This is a genomic window from Streptomyces sp. NPDC028331, assembly GCF_055565775.1.
In genome coordinates this window covers 302,852-320,149 of the sequence record NZ_JBVHTR010000008.1, presented here as the reverse complement: position 1 = coordinate 320,149, position 17,298 = coordinate 302,852, and the positions used below count along the sequence as shown (strand labels likewise).

The window sequence follows — 17,298 nt, the reverse complement described above, 5'->3', positions numbered from 1 at the left end:
CAGATTCGGCTCCTAGGGCGTCTGCTGCCCGCCGTCGGCGGAGGCCGAGGGGGTGACGGTGACGGTCACGGTCGGCGTGGGCGTCGGCTGCGGCTTGGGGGGCAGGACGGTGTCGCGCGGGTCCTTCTTCGGCGCCTGGACGACGACGCCGACGACGTCGAGCTTGGTGAAGGACACGAACGGGGTCACGTAGATCGTGCGGGTCAGACCGCCGTCGGACGGGTCGACCCGGGAGACCACACCGACCGGGACGCCCGGCACGAACGGCTTGTCGGCCTCGGAACCGAAGGTGACGAGGCGGTCGCCCTTCTTCACGTCCGCCTTGGCGTTGAGGAGCTGCACGCGCAGCGGGCGGTCGCCCTGCCCGGAGGCGAAACCGAGTTCGTCGCTGCCCTCCATCCGGGTGCCCACGGTGAAGTCCGGGTCGTTGGCCAGCAGCACCGTCGAGACGTCGGGGCCGACGGTGGTGACGCGGCCGACCAGCCCGTCGCCGTTGAGGACGGTCATGTCGCGCTTGATGCCGTCGTTGGCGCCGACGTCGATGGTGACGGTCCAGGAGAAGCCCTGGGCCGCTCCTATCCCGATGACCTGCGCGCCCTTGATGCCGTACTGGCCCTCGCCCGCGACCCGGATCATCTTGTCGAGCTGGTTGAGCCGGCTGTGGTTGCGGTCGTCGCTGCCCAGCTTCGCCTTCAAGGCCGCGTTGTCGCGCTCCAGTTGGGCGATGCGGTCGTGCCGGCTGCCGGAGTCGCGTACGGCCGAGATCGCGTTGCCGACGGGGTCGACGGCGGACGACACCCCGTTCTCGATCGGGCCGAAGACCGTGGCGGCGGCCTGGCGGGCACCTTCGACCGGTGAGTCCTGGCCACCGCGGATGTCCACCGTGATCAGAGCGAACGCGATGGCGATCAGCAGCACCAGGAGCAGCCGGCTCTCTCGTGTGTCCCTCACGTGCGGCGGCCGTGCCTTCCTCGTCGGGATGGGAGGGGATGGGAGGTGATGGTCTGGGTGGGGGTGGTGTGACGGAGCTTATGCCTCTATATCAACGATCCGCCGCACGAGCGCAGATGGTCTCGTACGGCGGAATCGGCGCGTCGCGTCATCTGCGGGGCTGGGCGTCCAGCACCTGCTGCAGCGCCTCGAACTCCTCGACGCACTTGCCGGAGCCGAGCGCCACGCTGTCCAGCGGGTCCTCGGCGATGTGGATCGGCATGCCGGTCTCCCGGCGCAGCCGCTCGTCGAGGCCGCGCAGCAGGGCGCCGCCGCCGGTGAGGACGATCCCGCGGTCCATGACGTCACCGGACAGCTCCGGCGGGCACTTGTCGAGGGTCGTCTTGACTGCGTCCACGATCGCGTTGACCGGTTCCTCGATGGCCTTGCGGACCTCGGCCGCCGAGATGACCACGGTCTTGGGCAGGCCGGAGACCAGGTCCCGGCCGCGGATTTCGGTGTGCTCGTCAGTGTCGAGGTCGTACGCCGAACCGATCGTGATCTTGATCTGCTCGGCCGTCCGCTCACCGAGGAGGAGCGAGTACTCCTTCTTGACGTACTGGATGATCGCGTTGTCCAGTTCGTCACCCGCGACGCGGATGGACTGGGCGGTGACGATACCGCCGAGCGAGATGACCGCGACCTCCGTGGTGCCGCCGCCGATGTCCACCACCATGTTGCCCGTGGCCTCGTGGACCGGCAGGCCGGAGCCGATGGCGGCGGCCATGGGCTCCTCGATGATGTGCACCTGGCGGGCGCCGGCCTGGGAGGACGCCTCGATGACGGCCCGGCGCTCAACGCCCGTGATGCCCGACGGCACACAGACGACGACCCGCGGACGAGCCAGATACCGCCGCTTGTGGATCTTCAGGATGAAGTAGCGGAGCATCCGCTCGGTGATCTCGAAGTCGGCGATCACGCCGTCCTTCAGCGGGCGCACGGCCACGATGTTGCCCGGCGTCCGGCCGATCATCTTCTTCGCTTCCGCGCCGACCGCGAGGATGCCACCGGTGTTGGTGTTGATCGCGACGACGGACGGCTCGTTGAGTACGATCCCGCGACCCCTGACGTACACCAGCGTGTTGGCGGTCCCGAGGTCGACAGCCATGTCACGGCCGATGAACGACATTGAGTTCCCCATCAGGATTCGTCTGGCCTTCCCAAGTGGAGCGTTGGACAGCTTTCGTTGGGGCGGCGAAGTGGGTGCTGTGACGTGAAGGCTTACATCGTAGTCTCGCCTGCACGAAACACTGCGCGAGGGTCTCCGCCATTGTCATCAGATGACGCAACGCCTCGCTTCTGGAGACGGGCGTTCGAGGGTAGCCGTTCCCCCGAACGCGCCGCATATGCCAAGGGTCCGCAGGTTTCCGGAGCCGGGAACCCCGGCCGGGCCGTTCAGGCATCCGGGTGACGTGACAAACCCTCAGAAATCATCCACAAGACGGGTTCGGAAGTTCATCATTCTTGGGCTCAGAAGCGCCCGGGAAAGAAGATCTTCAGCTCGCGCTCGGCGGACTCCTCGGAGTCGGAGGCGTGGATCAGGTTCTCTCGGACGATCACGCCGAAATCGCCGCGGATGGAGCCCGGGGTGGCGGCGAGCGGGTCGGTGGCGCCGGCGAGTGCGCGCAAGCCCTCGATGACCCGCTCACCCTCGACGACGAGCGCCACGACCGGACCGGAGGCCATGAACTCCACCAGCGGCTCGTAGAACGGCTTGCCCTTGTGCTCGCCGTAGTGCTGCTCCAGCGTGTCCTGGTCCAGGGTGCGCATGTCCAGCGCGCTGATGGTCCAGCCGGCCTTGCGCTCGATACGGCCGATGATCTCGCCGATCAGCCCGCGACGAACGGCGTCGGGCTTGAGGAGGACGAGGGTGCGCGAGGTCACGAGAGGGGCTCCTTTACCAAGGTTTTCGGTGCGTAGAGGTTACAGGGCGGGTTGTCGCCGACGTCACGCAGCGTCAGGTGCCCTCTTGCGCGGTGGCCGCCCCGCGATGCCGCCGCCCCTCAGAGGCCGGACGCGCTGTTCTGGCCGCCCTCGGCTGCGAAGCGGGCCTTGGCCTCGTCGATCTTCCGCCCGTAATGGACCGACGCCCACCACAGGGCGGCGAAGACCGCGCCCATGAAGAACATCGTCGGTACGAAGAACCCGGAGGCGATCAGCGCAATCTGCAGCGCCCAGCCCAACTGCACCCCGCCCGGCCGGGTGATCACGCCGCAGAGCAGGATGCTGAGCAGCATGGCGATCCCGCTGACCGTCCACACCGTGCCCGTGGACAGGCCCGGGTCCTTCATGGCGACCAGCGCGGCGAAACCGATGACGAAGAACTCGCCGATCAGGGTCGAAGCACACAGCGTACGCACGGCGGCTCAGCCCTTCCCCAGCAGCAGTCGGGCCTCGCCGACGGTGATGACGGAACCGGTGACGAGCACGCCGGCGCCCGCGTACTCCCCCTCCTCCTCGGCCAGCGTGATCGCGGCCTCCAGCGCGTCCGGCAGCCGCGGCTCGACCTGGACGCGCTCCTCGCCGAAGACCTCCACGGCGATCGCGGCCAGCTCGTCCGCGTCCATCGCGCGATGGCTGGAGTTCTGGGTGACCACGACCTCGGCGAAGATCGGCTCGAAGGCCTCGAGCAGCCCCCGTACGTTCTTGTCGCTGCTGGCCCCCACGACCCCGATCAGCCGGCTGAAGTCGAACGCCTCGCTGACCGCCTCCGCGGTGGCCCGGGCGCCCGCCGGGTTGTGGGCGGCGTCCAGCACGATCGTCGGGGAGCGCCGTACGACCTCCAGGCGGCCCGGGGACGACACCGACGCGAACGCCTTGCGCACCGTGTCGATGTCCAGCGGCTCGGGGCGCTGGGAGCCGACGCCGAAGAACGCCTCGACCGCGGCGAGCGCCACGGCGGCGTTGTGGGCCTGGTAGGCGCCGTGCAGCGGCAGGTACACCTCGTCGTACTCGCCGCCGAGGCCGCGCAGCGTGAGGAGCTGCCCGCCGACCGCGACCTGCCGCGAGACGACCCCGAACTCCAGCCCCTCGCGGGCCACGGTCGCGTCCACCTCCACGGCCCTCTTCAGCAGCACCTGGGCCGCGTCGACCGGCTGCTGGGCGAGGATGACGGTGGAGTCCGCCTTGATGATCCCGGCCTTCTCCCCCGCGATCTCCCCGGGCGTGGAGCCGAGCCGGTCGGTGTGGTCCAGGTCGATCGGGGTCACGACGGCGACGTCCCCGTCGATGACGTTGGTGGCGTCCCAACTGCCGCCCATGCCGACCTCGACGACCGCGACGTCCACCGGCGCGTCCGCGAAGGCGGCGTACGCCATGCCGGTGAGCACCTCGAAGAAGGACAGCCGGTACTCCTGCGAGGCGTCGACCATCTCGATGTACGGCTTGATGTCCTGGTACGTCTCGACGAACCGCTCGGCGGAGATCGGGGCGCCGTCCAGGCTGATGCGCTCGGTGATCGACTGGACGTGCGGGCTCGTGTACCGGCCGGTGCGCAGCTCGAAGGCGCCGAGGAGGGCCTCGATCATGCGGGCGGTGGAGGTCTTGCCGTTGGTGCCCGTGATGTGGATCGAGGGGTACGAGCGCTGCGGCTCCCCCAGCACGTCCATCAGCGCGGAGATCCGGCTGACGGACGGCTCCAGCTTGGTCTCGCCCCAACGGGTGGCCAGCTCGGCCTCCACCTCGCGCAGCGCCCGGTCGACCTCGGGGTCCTCGGGCCGCGTGGGCACGTCGGCCTGCGGCGGACCGCCCTGGGTGCGCAGGGTGCGGCTGCCGGCCTCGATCACCGCGAGGTCGGGGTCGCGGCCGGTCTCGGCCTCGACGATCTGCTCGAAGGGATCGCTCTCGTTGGGGTCGCGCGGGGGCAGGTCACTCACGGGGCCAGTCTACGTACTCGGTCTGCGGGCAATCGTGCCGCTGGGGCGATGGGGGTCACCCCTGCTCGAGCGAAGCCGAGAGCTTGGGGGAGGGTGGGCGCTGGGGGCACCCCCTGCTCGAAGAGCTCGGGGGAGGCACCTCGAAGCGCCGGGTTGCGCAACGTCCCCCCGGACACCGCAGCCCCGGAACTTCGCACGTTCCGGGGCTGCAGCAATCTACGGCTACGCCTGCGGCAACCGCTCGAGCTGGGCCTGGATCCGGGCGATGTCCTCCTCGGCCTTGGCCAGCCGCGTCCGGATCTTCTCCACCACCGGCTCCGGGGCCTTGGCCAGGAACGCCTCGTTCCCCAGCTTGGCCGTGGCCTGGGCCTTCTCCTTCTCGGCGGCGGCCAGGTCCTTGGCGAGCCGCTTCCGCTCCGCCGCCACGTCGATCGTGCCGGACAGGTCCAGCGCGACCGTGGCCCCCGCCACCGGCAGGGTCGCCGTCGCCGTGAAGTCCTCGCCCTCCGGCTGCAGACGCAGGAGCTGGCGGATGGCCGCCTCGTGCGGGGCGAGCGGCGTGCCGTCCAGGGTCAGCCGGGCGGGAACCCGCTGCCCGGGCTGCAGGCCCTGGTCGGCGCGGAAGCGGCGGACCTCGGTGATCACCGACTGGAGCGTCTCGATCTCCTTCTCGGCGGCCGGGTCCCGGAAACCGCTGTCCGTGGGCCAGTCCGCGATGACGACCGACTCACCACCCGTGAGGGTGGTCCACAGCGTCTCGGTGACGAACGGGACGACCGGGTGCAGCAGCTTCAGCGTGACGTCGAGGACCTCGCCGAGGACGCGCTGGGAGACCTCGGCCGCCTCGCCGCCCGCCTGGAAGGTCGTCTTGGACAGCTCGACGTACCAGTCGAAGACCTCGTCCCACGCGAAGTGGAAGAGGGTGTCGGACAGCTTGGCGAACTGGAAGTCGTCGTAGAAGGCGTCGACCTCCGCGACGACCGAGTTCAGCCGGGACAGGATCCAGCGGTCGGTGGCGGACATCTTCTCGGGCGAGGGCAGCGGGCCCTCGACCGTGGCGCCGTTCATCAGCGCGAAGCGGGTCGCGTTCCAGATCTTGTTGGCGAAGTTGCGGGACCCCTGGACCCAGTCCTCGCCGATCGGCACGTCGACACCCGGGTTCGCGCCGCGCGCCAGGGTGAACCGGAGCGCGTCGGAGCCGTACTTGTCCATCCAGTCCAGCGGGTTGACCGCGTTGCCGAAGGACTTCGACATCTTCTTGCCGAACTGGTCGCGGACCATGCCGTGCAGGGCGATGGTGTGGAACGGCGGGGTGCCGTCCATCGCGTACAGGCCGAACATCATCATCCGGGCGACCCAGAAGAAGAGGATGTCGTAGCCGGTGACCAGGACGGAGTTCGGGTAGAACTTCTTCAGGCTCTCGGTCTGCTCGGGCCAGCCCAGCGTGGAGAAGGGCCACAGGCCGGAGGAGAACCAGGTGTCGAGGACGTCGGTGTCCTGACGCCAGCCCTCGCCGCTCGGGGGTTCCTCGTCGGGGCCGACGCAGACGACCTCGCCGTTCGGCCCGTACCAGACGGGGATGCGGTGGCCCCACCACAACTGCCGCGAGATGCACCAGTCGTGGAGGTTGTCGACCCAGTCGAAGTAGCGCTTCTCCATCTCCTGCGGATGGATCTTGACGCGGCCGTCGCGGACGGCGTCGCCCGCGGCCTTGGCCAGCGGGCCGACCTTGACCCACCACTGCATGGACAGGCGCGGCTCGATGGTGGTCTTGCAGCGCGAGCAGTGGCCGACCGAGTGGACGTACGGGCGCTTCTCGGCGACGATCCGGCCCTCGGCGCGCAGGGCGGCGACGATCGCGGAACGGGCCTCGAAGCGGTCCAGGCCCTGGAAGGGGCCGTGCGCGGTGATGACGGCGTGCTCGTCCATCACGGTGATGGCGGGCAGGTCGTGGCGCTGGCCGATCTCGAAGTCGTTCGGGTCGTGGGCCGGGGTGACCTTGACGGCGCCGGTGCCGAACGCGGGGTCGACGTGCTCGTCGGCGACGACCGGGATGGAGCGGTCGGTGAGGGGCAGCTTGACGAGCTTGCCGACCAGGTGCTTGTAGCGCTCGTCGTCCGGGTGGACGGCGACGGCGGTGTCACCGAGCATCGTCTCGGCACGGGTGGTGGCGACGACGATGGTGTCGTCCCCGTCGCCGTACTTCATGGAGACGAGCTCGCCGTCGTCGTCCTGGTATTCGACCTCGATGTCCGAGATGGCCGTCAGGCAGCGCGGGCACCAGTTGATGATGCGCTCGGCGCGGTAGATCAGCTCGTCGTCGTAGAGCCGCTTGAAGATGGTCTGGACGGCCTGGGAGAGGCCCTCGTCCATGGTGAAGCGCTCACGCGACCAGGCGACGCCGTCACCGAGACGGCGCATCTGGCCGGAGATCTGCCCGCCGGACTCGGCCTTCCACTGCCAGACCCGCTCGACGAACGCCTCGCGGCCGAGGTCGTGCCGCGACTTGCCCTCCTTCGCGAGCTCCCGCTCGACCACGTTCTGCGTGGCGATGCCGGCGTGGTCCATGCCGGGCTGCCACAGCGTCTCGTGGCCCTGCATGCGCTTGCGGCGGGTCAGGGCGTCGATGAGGGTGTGTTCGAAGGCGTGCCCCAGGTGGAGCGAGCCGGTGACGTTCGGCGGCGGGATGACGATCGTGTACGGCGGCTTGTCGCTCTTCTCGTCCGCCTCGAAGTAACCGCGCTCTACCCAGCGCTCGTACAGCGGCCCCTCTACGTCGGCCGGCGCGTACTGGGTCGGCAGTTCGGTGTGGGGCGCTGATGGCTGCTGCTGAGCGTTGTCGGTCACGGGCACAGTTTAGAGGCGTCACCACGGTGTCCCGAAACGCGTTTGTTCTGTAACGGTGCCGCCCCGGCGCCCCCGCGTTTTCCGTCTTGCGCCAGGATGTCAGGGCCACACAAGCGTCTGGAGGGGAACCCAGAACATGAGCTACAACCAGCCGGGCCCGTACGGCGGGCAGCCCCAGCAGCCCGGACCGTACGGTCAGCCCGGGCAGCAGGGGCAGCCCGGAGCGTATGGTCAGCCGGGCCCCTACGGCCAGCCGCCGCAGGCGCCCCAGCCCCAGCCCGGCTACGGCTACCCGCAGCAGCCCCCGCAGGCGCCCGGCTACGGCTACCCGCAGCAGCCCCCGCAGGCGCCCGGCTACGGCTACCCGCAGCAGCAGCCCCCTCAGCCCGGCCCGCCCCAGCAGAACCCGTACGCCCAGCAGCAGCCGCAGCCGCCCTACGGACAGCAGCCTCCGTACGGCCAGCCGCCCTACGGCCAGCAGCAGCCCTACGGCGTTCCGCAGCCGCCGGCGCCAGGGGGTGGCGGGAAGAAGACGGGGCTGATCATCGGCGCGGTGGCGGTGGTGGCGGCGATCGCGGTGGGGGCGTACCTCGTCATCGGCGGTGGTGGATCGTCCGGTCTCGCGGACGACGGTCCTCACAAGCTGACGACGCCGCAGAAGGTGCTCGGCGAGTACAACCGGGCGACCAAGGACAGCGACACCAGCGACACCAGCTCCAGCACCGCCAAGGACCTGGAGAAGAGCGGCGTCAAGAACGGCACCGCCGTCTTCGGCGCCTATTCGACGGCCGACCTCAGCCACTACAACCCGAACGATCCTTCGACTCTGCCCGACAAGTCCAAGCTGCTCACGGCCAAGGGCGTCACGCTCATCGGGGCCTACGGCAGGATCGCCGATCCCAAGGCGGCCCTGGACGCCTACTTCGCCCAGATCAAGAAGGACTTCCAGAAGAGCTCGTCCGGCAGCGGTGCCACGGGCAAGAGCGAACTGGTCGGCGAGCCGGAGTCCGTCGACATCGACGGCGCGGTCATGAAGTGCCAGGCGGCCAAGGGGACCAACCAGCTCACCAGGCAACAGCAGACCGACTGGTTCTGCGCCTGGGCGGACTACAGCACCATGGCCATGGTCTCCCCCGGCAACAACGCGACCGACGTGTCGAAGGACACCGCGGCCGACATCACCCGCAAGCTCCGCAACGACGTGCGCGTCAAGGCCTGACGCCCTGCGCCGCGAAGGGGCCCCGGTCGGTCGACCGGGGCCCCTTCCTCGTCCGGGGGCGGCTCCGTGTGCCGGGCCCGGGCGTCGGTTCGTGTGCCGAGCGGTGGCTACGCCGTCTTCTGCTCGCCCGGGCCGCGCCCGCGGGCGTCCCGCGGGATCAGGGTCGGGTTCACGTTGCGGAGCACCACGTCGGCCGTGATGACGACGCGGGCCACGTCCTTGCGCGACGGGACCTCGTACATCACCGCCTGGAGGACCTCCTCCATGATGGCGCGCAGGCCCCGGGCGCCGGTCTGGCGGAGGATCGCCTGGTCGGCGATGGCCTCGAGGGCCTCGCGCTCGAAGTCCAGTTCCACGCCGTCGAGTTCGAAGAGGCGTTGGTACTGCTTCACCAGGGCGTTGCGCGGTTCGACCAGGATCTGCAGCAGCGCCTTGCGGTCGAGGTTGTGGACGGAGGTGATGACCGGGAGACGGCCGATGAACTCCGGGATCATCCCGAACTTCACCAGGTCCTCGGGCATGACGTCCTCGAACATGTCCTTGGACTCGAGTTCACGCTTGGAGCGGATCGTGGCACCGAAGCCGATGCCCTTCGCGCCGGCCCGCGATTCGATGATCTTCTCCAGGCCCGCGAACGCGCCGCCCACGATGAACAGCACGTTCGTCGTGTCGATCTGGATGAACTCCTGGTGCGGGTGCTTGCGGCCGCCCTGCGGCGGGACCGAGGCCGTGGTGCCTTCGAGGATCTTCAGCAGGGCCTGCTGGACGCCCTCGCCGCTCACGTCGCGGGTGATCGACGGGTTCTCGCTCTTGCGGGCCACCTTGTCGATCTCGTCGATGTAGATGATGCCCGTCTCGGCCTTCTTGACGTCGTAGTCGGCCGCCTGGATGAGCTTCAGGAGGATGTTCTCGACGTCCTCGCCGACGTACCCGGCCTCCGTCAGCGCCGTCGCGTCGGCGATGGCGAAGGGGACGTTCAGCATGCGGGCCAGGGTCTGGGCGAGCAGCGTCTTGCCGGAGCCGGTGGGGCCCAGCAGCAGGATGTTCGACTTGGCCAACTCGATGGCGTCGTCGCGGCCTTGGGCGCCGCCGTTCTCACCGGCCTGGACCCGCTTGTAGTGGTTGTACACCGCGACGGACAGGGCCTTCTTGGCCGCCTCCTGGCCGACCACGTAGCCCTCGAGGAACTCGTAGATCTCGCGGGGCTTGGGGAGCTCCTCCCAGCGCACCTCGCTGGTCTCGGCGAGTTCCTCCTCGATGATCTCGTTGCAGAGATCGATGCACTCGTCGCAGATGTACACACCGGGGCCTGCGATGAGCTTCTTGACCTGCTTCTGGCTCTTGCCACAGAACGAGCACTTGAGCAGATCGCCGCCGTCACCGATGCGTGCCACGGTGTGCTTCCCCTTCGCCTGGGAGACGCCTTACGTCCAGCGGCTCCTGGTGCTGCCTTATGTCGACGGTACCTTGCCGGGCCCCCCGTTCGGGCCCCCCTTGGCGTGGTTCGCTCGACGTGAGCCGGGGCAAACCGTGCCAAGGGGCGGCAGACGATACAGGGCCGGTGACGAATCGCGTGGATTCGCGTCAGCGGACCGCGGTGTTGTTCATCTTCCGGGTCGAGATGATCTGGTCGATCAGGCCGTACTGGAGCGCGTCCTCCGCGGTGAGGATCTTGTCGCGCTCGATGTCCTCGCGGATCTTCTCGATCGGCTGCGTGGAGTGCTTGGCCAGCATCTCCTCGAGCTGGGTCCGCATCCGGAGGATCTCGTTGGCGGCGATCTCCAGGTCGGAGACCTGGCCGCGGCCGGTCTCGCTGTAGGGCTGGTGGATCAGCACGCGGGCGTTCGGCAGCGCCATGCGCTTGCCCGGGGTGCCCGCGGCCAGCAGGACCGCGGCGGCGGAGGCGGCCTGGCCCATGCAGACCGTCTGGATGTCCGGCTTCACGAACTGCATCGTGTCGTAGATGGCCGTGAGCGCGGTGAAGGAGCCGCCGGGGCTGTTGATGTAGACCGAGATGTCACGGTCGGGGTCCATCGACTCCAGGCACAGCAGCTGCGCCATGACGTCGTTGGCGGAGGCGTCGTCGATCTGGACGCCGAGGAAGATCACGCGCTCCTCGAAGAGCTTCGCGTACGGGTCGTACTCGCGGATGCCCTGCGAGGTGCGCTCGACGAAGCGCGGGATGACGTAGCGGGACTCGGCCGTGGGGCCGGTGTACTCGGCGCGCGTACGGTCGTAGAGGCCGCTGCCGGGGAAGTCGTTCACGGTGTCTCCTGAAGGGGGCTGGGGCGGTGGCTGGGGGCTGGGAGGCGCTGGGGGCTGTTCGGGTCCGTGTGGGTCCTGTACGGCCGCTACGGCTGCTGCCGGGCTTCCGGGACCGGCCGCCGGGCCTGGGGCCGTGCCGGGACCGTCGAGCCCTCGCGGGGGCCCGGGCGGTCGGCCGGGCGGGTCGGCCGGGCCGGGGGGCCGTCCCGGCCGGCTGCCCGGCGCGCGGACCCGGGGCCTCGCCGGAGGCTTACGGTCCGCCGGGGGCGGCCGTTCGGGCCCTGGCGGGCCCGGGAACCCTTACGAGCCCGCCCCGGTGCCTCCGCCGCCCGGCATGCCGACAGCGGTGGTGATGACCTCGTCGATCAGGCCGTACTCCTTGGCCTCCTGGGCGTCGAACCAGCGGTCGCGGTCCGAGTCCCGGGTGATCTGCTCGACCGACTGGCCGGTGTGGAAGGCGGTCAGCTCGGCCATGCGCTTCTTGGTGTGCAGCAGTCGCTCGGCGTGGATCTTGATGTCCGACGCGGAGCCGGCGAGACCGGCCGAGGGCTGGTGGATCAGGATCTCGGCGTTGGGCAGCGCGAAGCGCTTGCCCGGGGTGCCCGCGCTGAGCAGGAACTGCCCCATGGAGGCCGCCATGCCCATGGCGATCGTCACCACGTCGTTCTTGATGTACTGCATGGTGTCGTAGATCGCCATGCCGGCCGTGATCGAGCCGCCCGGGCTGTTGATGTACAGGTAAATGTCCTTGTCCGGGTCGGAGGCAAGGAGCAGCAGCTGCGCGGTGATCTTGTTGGCGATGTCGTCGTCCACCGGCTGGCCGAGGAAGATGATCCGCTCGTTGAGCAGCCGGTTGTAGACCTGGTCGCCGAGGCCGCCACCGATGGAAGGCTCGCCGGCGGCGGAGGGCATCAGATTCGTCACGTATCCACCTGCTCGTCTTACGACGGCACGGGGCCGTCTCACGTGTCCTGCTGGGGCGTGGGACCCCGTCCGACCCCCTGCGGGGCGGCTTCGGGGACTCCCCTGCCCTCGTATTCATGGACCCTAACGCGCGGGTCCCTTCGGGGAATCCCGCATAGGCAACTGTTCGCTGTGAGCGCATGCGCTCCACCTGGGGCGCCAGGGTGGTGCCGGCCCCTGGTCGCGCGGGCCTCGGCGCCGCGGGGACCGTCGCGTGGCTTCGCCCCGGGCCCCGGGTCCATTGTCGCCGTGGAGGGGGTTGTCGTCGCGTCGGTGGGGATCCGGGGGGCCGCCCCCGCCCGTGCCGGCGGTGGTGGGCCGCGCGCCCGTGCGGAGCAGCCGCAGAGCGTCACGGCCCGCGCTGCCGGCGGCGCACTCCCCGCCCACGCCACGGAGCCGCGCGGCGCTCGCAGCACCGCGCCCCGGCCGACCGGTCCCGCACACGGGCACGGGCCCCGGAGCGCGTCGTGCGCTCCGGGGCCCGTGCCGCCGTGCCGGTGGAGGCTTTAGGCCTCCGGCTTCTCCTCGGAAGCCTCGGTGGTCTCGGCGGAGGCGTCCGTGGAGGTCTCCGCCTCCTCCGACTCCTCCTCGTCGGCCAGGTCGACGACCTCGCCGTTGGTGTCCTTGACCGTCGCGGCCTCGACGACCAGCGCCAGGGCCTTGCCGCGGGCGACCTCGCCGACCAGCATCGGGACCTGGCCGCCCTCGACGACCGCCTGGGCGAACTGGTCGGGGGACATGCCGGAGGAGGCCGCGCGCCGCATGAGGTGCTCGGTGAGCTCCTCCTGGTTGACGTTCAGCTTCTCCTTGTTGACCAGCTCGTCGAGGACGAACTGGGTCTTGATGCCCTTGATCGCGGCCTCGCGCGTCTCGGTCTCGAACTCCTCGGCGGTCTTGCCCTGGATCTCCAGGTACCGGTCGAGGGTCAGGCCCATCTGGGCGAGCTGGTGGTGCTCGAGGTTGTGCTTACGGGTGTTGATCTCGTCCTCGAGGAGCTTCTCGGGGACCGGGACCTCGACCAGCTCGAGCAGCTTGTCCAGGACGCGCTCCTGGGCCTGCGTGGCCTGGTCGTACTGCTTCATGTTCTCGAGGCGCTTGCGGCTGTCCGCCTTCAGCTCCTCCAGCGTGTCGAACTCGGACGCGAGCTGCGCGAACTCGTCGTCCAGCTCGGGCAGTTCCCGGGCGGCGACCTGGGTGACCTTGACCGTCACCTCGGCCTCCTTGCCGGCCGCCGAGCCGCCCTTCAGCTCGGAGGTGAAGGTGGCCTCCTCGCCGGCCGACAGGCCCTTCACGGCGTCGTCGATACCGTCCAGCAGCTCACCGGAGCCGATCGTGTAGGAGACGTCCTTGGCGACGCCGTCCTCGAGGACCTCGCCCTCGACCTTGGCCTCGAGGTCGATCGTGACCACGTCACCGTCCTCGGCGGCGCGCTCGACCGGGCTCGTGGAGGCGAAGCGGTCGCGGAGCTGCTCGACCGACTTCTCGACGTCCTCGTCGGTGACCTCGACGGCGTCGACCTCGACCTCGATGCCGGAGTAGTCCGGGATCTCGATGGCCGGGCGGACGTCGACCTCGGCGGTGAAGGACAGCAGCTCGTTGTCCTTCAGCTCGGTGATGTCGACCTCGGGCTGGCCGAGCGGGTTCAGCTCGGCCTCGTTGACCGCCTCGGTGTAGAGCTTGGGCAGCGCGTCGTTGACGGCCTCCTCCAGCACGGCGCCGCGGCCGAACCGCTGGTCGATGACACGGGCCGGGATCTTGCCCTTGCGGAAGCCCTTCACCGTGACCTGCTGGTTGATCTTCTTGTACGCCGCGTCGAGGCTGTCCTTGAGCTCCTCGAAGGGCACCTCAACAGTGAGCCGAACCCGGGTCGGGTTCAGGGTCTCCACGGCGCTCTTCACGGTTCGGTCTCCTTGTGGCTGACTTCTTGGGGGTTCTGCCGAGACTGCGCCACCCGGAGGGGCGGGCACGCCTTCGGCGGATTCGCGGGCCCCTGCCTGAGAGACATGGCAGTGCAGACACACGGGCGCGCAGCTTGCATAGTAACCGCAGGCACTGAGCGCCCCCAAAGGCGATCACGCGAGTCGGCGCCGGGCCGTGCCGGGCCTGTGGTCGGGGTGGCGGGATTTGAACCCACGGCCTTCCGCTCCCAAAGCGGACGCGCTACCAAGCTGCGCCACACCCCGTCTGGTGCGACACGTAGGGTACATGCCCGGACCGGCCGAGTCGGCCGGTTTGTTCGCAGGCGTGCACGAGGACCGACGCGTTGGCCTACGGGGCGGGCGACCCGCTACGATGCCTTCTGTGCCGCGGTCGGTGACCTGCGGCGCATCGTGTTGCGGGCGTAGCTCAATGGTAGAGCCCTAGTCTTCCAAACTAGCTACGCGGGTTCGATTCCCGTCGCCCGCTCTGACGGCTCAGGGCCAGGTCGGAGGGTCATTCCTCCGACCTGGCCCTGATCGTTTCCCGGGGTCTGTTCAGTCCGGCGTCCGGCGTGCCCCCCGTGGACGGCCCACAGGGCGCGCTCGACGGTCTCCACCTGGTTCTCGCCGACCGGATTCACCTGGTCGATGACGTCGCGCACGGCGTCGCCCCCGGACGCCCGGGCATGTCCGTGCACGCACACAGGTCGGCAGCCCGAACCGGGCGAGCACCGGCGCTGCGCCGGAGCACTGCGCACCGCCGCCCGCCGCGGCGGACCCCGCCGGCGTCCAGCGGCCCCCGCCGGCCACTGCGCGAGCCGCGCGACGGCATCCCGGCACGCCCTGCTTCCCTCCCCGCGTAGAACACGGCGCAAGGCACGGCGCGACTCCGCGCACAGCACGACCCGGCTCCGCGCGGGGTCCGGATCCGGACGACGACGCCGGACGTGGTCCCGCTCCCGCTCAGAAGCGGATCGAGTTGATCGTGTCCGCTATCGAGTTCAGGAAGCGGTTGATGGACGGAGCCATGCCGGTCGAGGCGAGGAAGAAGCCGAAGAGGATCGCCACGATCGCCGGTCCGGCCTTGATCGAGCCCCCTCGGATCATCACCACCAGGATGATCGCCAACAGCAGCACCACTGACAGCGAAATGGCCACAACTGATCACACCCTCGGTCGGTCCGCTCTCCCGGCCCGGGGCGCCGTCCCCTGCGCACCCCCGCCAGAACCATCGTGCCACCAACCGGCCCGCCCTATGCGGCCGCTGAAGCATCGTCGACCACCTTGGCGGCAACTCGTCACAGCGGGGGCACGGTTTCATGGTCAACCCAGCGGCAGCGGCAGGAAATTGCACAACCACCGCACAGGAAATCCCCACTGATCGTTTCCCTGCTCACACATCCCGATCGCAGACAATTCGACACCGACATTCCGCCGAGTCGATTGCTCGCGTTTTTCCCCTTTTGGCCCAGGACGAACGAGCACATAACTTCCGCGCCCGTCACGCGAGTCGACCTGACCCGAGGAGCACGGGTTCGTGCGGTCCGTCAGTCGTCGGCGGTGAGGCCGAGATACCGGCGCATGGCGGCGTACTTGCGGGTGAGCCGCTCGGCCGTGGGGGCGTCGAGGACGGCGAGCCGCTGCGGGTCCGCGTTGTGGGCGAGGTCGGCCGCCTTCACCAGGCGGGCTCCCGGTGTGGCGAGAATGCGCCGCGCGTACGCCTCCGGGTCCTCGCCGGGCCGCTTGGTGACGGCCCGCACGACGGCCTTGGTCGTCGGGGACAAGGGGGCGGCGTCGAGCCACTCCTCGCTGAGGACACCGTCCTCCACGGAGTCGTGCAGCCAGGCGGCGGCGACCAGTTCGTCTCCCCCGCCGCGGGCGCGCACGCCCTCGGCGACGGCCGCGAGGTGCTCGGTGTAGGGCCGTCCGGCCTTGTCCTGCTGCGCGGAGTGCGCGGCGCGGGCGACGGCCTCGACCTCGGCCGGTGTCATGAGCGACATGACGGGTCTCCCCCTCACTTCCCTTCAGCGCACCGCCTGCGCCGTCGGCCCCTCGCGGGAGATCAGCAGCAGTGCCCGGTCGTCGTTCACGTCCTTCGCGACCGCCTCGATGAGGTGCCAGGCGGCGCCGCGGAAACCGCCCGCCACATAGCGGTCGGCCTCGCCGGTGAGGCGGTCGATGCCCTCCACGATGTCGCGGTCGGCGGTCTCCACCAGGCCGTCCGTGAACAGCATCAGCACGTCTCCGGGCCGCAACGTGCCCTTGACGGGGTCGAACTGGGCGCCGTCGTAGACGCCGAGCAGCGGACCCTCGGCCGCCTTCTCCTCCCAGCGGCCGCTGCCCGCGCTGAGCTGCAGGCCCGGCGGGTGTCCGGCGGAATAGAGTTCGTAGTCGCCGGACTCCAGGTCCAGGACCAGGTGGATGGAGGTCGCGAAGCCCTCGTCCCAGTCCTGGCGCAGGAGGTAGCCGTTCGCCGCGGGCAGGAACGCGTGCGGTGGGAGCGATCCCAGCAGCCCGCCGAACGCCCCGGACAGCAGCAGGGCGCGCGAACCGGCGTCCATGCCCTTGCCGGAGACGTCGGTGAGGACGACCTCCAGGGTGCGGCCGCCGTTGGTGCGGGCCGCGACCACGAAGTCGCCGGAGAAGGACTGCCCGCCGGCCGGTCTGAGCGCCATCTCGCGGTGCCAGCCGAGCGGCAGCTTCGGCAGCTTGCTCTGGACCCGGATGCGTTCACGCAGGTCGAAGAGCATGGTGCCGCCGCGCCGCCACGGCACCCCGACCCGGCTGCGGAACTGCGCGATCAGCAGACCGAAGAAACCGCAGGCCGCGACCACGAGCACGATGCCGGGGGTGACCCGGGACGGCCCCTCGGTGTAGGGGCCCAGCTTGACGGACTCGACGATCAGCGCGGTCGCGCCGGCGGCGTACAGGCCGAGCAGGCTGGAAGGGCGCAGCAGCAGGCCGCCGGCGACGATGGGGAGGACGAGGACGGCCGGTGAGCACCAGACGGGGTTGGCCAGGGTGACCGCCGCGATCAGCGGGATCGTCAGCAGCAGGCCGGCCAGCGCGACCCAGTCCGAGCCGTCCCCGCGGAAGTAGTCCACGGCGGATCGGCGCACGCCGGTGCGGGCCCGGTGCCACTGTTTCTTCAACCGGGCCGTGAACGTCTCGGCTTCCGCGCGCCGCTGTCGTCCTGCTGCCATTGCTCGGGACCCTATCC

14 protein-coding genes and 2 tRNA genes are annotated in these 17,298 nt (G+C 69.8%); 2 read left to right on the top strand and 14 right to left on the bottom strand.

Annotated features, from left to right (window positions below; genetic code table 11):
- Positions 1 to 12: 12 nt before the first annotated feature.
- The 6 genes from mreC to ACZ4SW_RS15205 all read right to left on the bottom strand — a co-directional run bounded on the left by mreC (position 13) and on the right by ACZ4SW_RS15205 (position 7,712).
- Positions 13 to 951, bottom strand: a complete 939-nt coding sequence (gene mreC / locus ACZ4SW_RS15230; protein WP_468242612.1) for a rod shape-determining protein MreC — start codon at positions 949 to 951, stop codon at positions 13 to 15.
- Positions 952 to 1,099: 148 nt separating this feature from the next.
- Positions 1,100 to 2,119 (bottom strand): rod shape-determining protein, encoded by a 1,020-nt coding sequence (locus ACZ4SW_RS15225; RefSeq protein ID WP_103845224.1) that lies wholly within the window; start codon positions 2,117 to 2,119, stop codon positions 1,100 to 1,102.
- 341 nt (positions 2,120 to 2,460) lie between these two features.
- Positions 2,461 to 2,874, bottom strand: a complete 414-nt coding sequence (ndk, locus tag ACZ4SW_RS15220) for a nucleoside-diphosphate kinase (RefSeq protein WP_103842507.1) — start codon at positions 2,872 to 2,874, stop codon at positions 2,461 to 2,463.
- 119 nt (positions 2,875 to 2,993) lie between these two features.
- Positions 2,994 to 3,350 carry a DUF4233 domain-containing protein gene (locus tag ACZ4SW_RS15215; RefSeq protein ID WP_468242609.1) on the bottom strand — a complete coding sequence of 119 codons (357 nt, stop codon included), beginning with the start codon at positions 3,348 to 3,350 and terminating at the stop codon, positions 2,994 to 2,996.
- A gap of 6 nt (positions 3,351 to 3,356) precedes the next feature.
- Positions 3,357 to 4,865, bottom strand: a complete 1,509-nt coding sequence (gene folC, locus ACZ4SW_RS15210; protein WP_468242607.1) for a bifunctional tetrahydrofolate synthase/dihydrofolate synthase — start codon at positions 4,863 to 4,865, stop codon at positions 3,357 to 3,359.
- Between the two features lie 222 nt (positions 4,866 to 5,087).
- The gene (locus ACZ4SW_RS15205) at positions 5,088 to 7,712 is read right to left on the bottom strand and encodes a valine--tRNA ligase (RefSeq protein WP_468242604.1); all 2,625 of its coding nucleotides are present in this window, start codon (positions 7,710 to 7,712) and stop codon (positions 5,088 to 5,090) included.
- 136 nt (positions 7,713 to 7,848) lie between these two features.
- On the opposite strand from ACZ4SW_RS15205, the gene ACZ4SW_RS15200 reads away from it, so the two are divergent.
- On the top strand, positions 7,849 to 8,931 hold the full coding sequence (locus ACZ4SW_RS15200; RefSeq protein WP_468242602.1) for a hypothetical protein: 1,083 nt from the start codon (positions 7,849 to 7,851) through the stop codon (positions 8,929 to 8,931).
- 107 nt (positions 8,932 to 9,038) lie between these two features.
- Here ACZ4SW_RS15200 and clpX read toward each other — a convergent pair whose 3' ends face one another.
- From clpX to ACZ4SW_RS15175, 5 genes are all read right to left on the bottom strand, one after another.
- Positions 9,039 to 10,325: an ATP-dependent Clp protease ATP-binding subunit ClpX gene (gene clpX, locus ACZ4SW_RS15195; RefSeq protein ID WP_468242599.1), complete on the bottom strand. Its 1,287-nt coding sequence runs from the start codon at positions 10,323 to 10,325 to the stop codon at positions 9,039 to 9,041.
- 190 nt (positions 10,326 to 10,515) lie between these two features.
- Complete coding sequence (locus ACZ4SW_RS15190; RefSeq protein WP_388566925.1) at positions 10,516 to 11,196, bottom strand: ATP-dependent Clp protease proteolytic subunit; 681 nt, start codon at positions 11,194 to 11,196, stop codon at positions 10,516 to 10,518.
- Positions 11,197 to 11,496: 300 nt separating this feature from the next.
- Positions 11,497 to 12,108, bottom strand: a complete 612-nt coding sequence (locus ACZ4SW_RS15185) for an ATP-dependent Clp protease proteolytic subunit (RefSeq protein WP_200417786.1) — start codon at positions 12,106 to 12,108, stop codon at positions 11,497 to 11,499.
- A 557-nt stretch (positions 12,109 to 12,665) separates the two neighbouring features.
- Positions 12,666 to 14,057, bottom strand: a complete 1,392-nt coding sequence (gene tig, locus ACZ4SW_RS15180; protein ID WP_468242597.1) for a trigger factor — start codon at positions 14,055 to 14,057, stop codon at positions 12,666 to 12,668.
- A 208-nt stretch (positions 14,058 to 14,265) separates the two neighbouring features.
- A tRNA-Pro gene (locus ACZ4SW_RS15175) sits at positions 14,266 to 14,342 on the bottom strand.
- Between the two features lie 152 nt (positions 14,343 to 14,494).
- Between ACZ4SW_RS15175 and ACZ4SW_RS15170 the strand changes: the two genes are divergently transcribed.
- A tRNA-Gly gene (locus ACZ4SW_RS15170) sits at positions 14,495 to 14,565 on the top strand.
- 476 nt (positions 14,566 to 15,041) lie between these two features.
- On the opposite strand, the gene ACZ4SW_RS15165 is transcribed toward ACZ4SW_RS15170, so the two are convergent.
- The 3 genes from ACZ4SW_RS15165 to ACZ4SW_RS15155 all read right to left on the bottom strand — a co-directional run bounded on the left by ACZ4SW_RS15165 (position 15,042) and on the right by ACZ4SW_RS15155 (position 17,281).
- Positions 15,042 to 15,236, bottom strand: coding sequence for a hypothetical protein (locus ACZ4SW_RS15165; protein WP_388566933.1), 195 nt, complete (start codon positions 15,234 to 15,236; stop codon positions 15,042 to 15,044).
- A gap of 389 nt (positions 15,237 to 15,625) precedes the next feature.
- Complete coding sequence (locus tag ACZ4SW_RS15160; RefSeq protein ID WP_468242594.1) at positions 15,626 to 16,078, bottom strand: HD domain-containing protein; 453 nt, start codon at positions 16,076 to 16,078, stop codon at positions 15,626 to 15,628.
- A 24-nt stretch (positions 16,079 to 16,102) separates the two neighbouring features.
- The gene (locus tag ACZ4SW_RS15155; RefSeq protein WP_468242592.1) at positions 16,103 to 17,281 is read right to left on the bottom strand and encodes a SpoIIE family protein phosphatase; all 1,179 of its coding nucleotides are present in this window, start codon (positions 17,279 to 17,281) and stop codon (positions 16,103 to 16,105) included.
- Between the last annotated feature and the right edge of the window lie 17 nt (positions 17,282 to 17,298).